The sequence below is a fragment of the Neobacillus sp. NPDC058068 genome, assembly GCF_042885335.1.
GTDB lineage: Bacteria > Bacillota > Bacilli > Bacillales > Cytobacillaceae > Neobacillus.
Genome location: NZ_JBHVSI010000067.1, coordinates 1 through 1,158, shown reverse-complemented (window position 1 = coordinate 1,158; position 1,158 = coordinate 1). Strand labels below are relative to the sequence as shown.

The 1,158-nt window shown below is 65.9% G+C and carries 2 protein-coding genes; both read left to right on the top strand.

Annotation, left to right across the window (positions count from 1 at the left end):
* Window positions 1-372 precede the first annotated feature (372 nt).
* Complete coding sequence (locus ACFVSW_RS27985; RefSeq protein ID WP_387319894.1) at window positions 373-624, top strand: DEAD/DEAH box helicase family protein; 252 nt, start codon at window positions 373-375, stop codon at window positions 622-624.
* 15 nt (window positions 625-639) lie between these two features.
* The coding region (locus tag ACFVSW_RS27980) for a hypothetical protein (protein WP_387319893.1) at window positions 640-1,158 on the top strand (519 nt) is incomplete at its 3' end.

Genomic DNA, 1,158 nt, shown 5'->3' with positions numbered 1-1,158 from the left:
GGCATCGGGGGCGCGTGCGGGTCGGCTTCACTCCTCTCAGGGAGGTCTAGACCGGGGTCCAGACCGGCATTTTCGGCCCCGGGTGAGGTTGGGGTGCGCTACCCTCGGAGGGTGAGCAACGGTGACCAGTGTATCAGTTGGCCTCTGTCAGGAAACCTTGCCGGATGCGGGGTCCGCCCCCGGCACTTCCGGAGTTTCTCCGGTTTTTCTCCGGGCTGACTGGTAGGCTACCGAAAGCCGCCCGCACATTGGCTTTGATTCCCGTACTTTCTGGCCTCTCGGCCCGGCCGGTGAATGTATCAGAAACGCACTGTCAGCAGTTCTTGTCAGATCCCGGGTCCGGCCTGGGGCATTCGAGGGGAGAACATTTCTGTGAGCGTGGAGACTTTCCTGGCGGAGGATCAGGGGCCCGAGGAGATCACGCTTCGCCACCACCAGGTGGAGGCGCTGGAGGCGATCGTGCGGGGCCTGACGCTGCGTCCGGGGCAGAGTGCGCCGGCGGGGCTGCGGGTGACCGCGCAGATGGCCACGGGGTCGGGCAAGTCGTTCGTGGGGGCGGCGGCCGGGCAGAAGCTCGCGCCCCCGCTGCCGGCATCTCGCTGCGCGGGTACCGGGGGGCCATGACGCGGGGCCTCGCCGGTGGCGTCTTCAGTGCCTGCGGACCGGGTCACCGCCGTGTCGGAGAACAAGTCCTACGCGGATGTTGTGGGCGCTACCCGGCCGCAATGGGCTGAGGCTCTGGCGCTGGTCCAGCTTGGCCAGCCGCTGCCTCCTCCGGCATGCAGTTGGTACAGCGCGCATGTTGCACCGGGGCGTCAGGGAGACCTTCAGGTCGACAGCCTGCAGACCAAAGGTGCTCGAGAGGGGGCTCCTTCGTCAGGCGTGCAGTACGCACTGGTCGAGCCAGGCGACGTGCCGCAGGTCAACCATGTCGGATCCGGATGGTTCCGGCTTCTTCCGAGCGTCCTGAGACAAGCCGTCATAGAAGCCGGCAGCAGCCTGACCTCGCCGGATTACGGGCTTCCGAGAAAGCTCAAAAAGCTTCAGACAATCAAGTTGTTCCTTCACAGCACACCGCTCCGCCGTGACATCGTTACCCCGCGGCTGGCCAGCCCCTTGCATGATCCACTCCGCGAAGGGAAGTCCCATGACCTACGC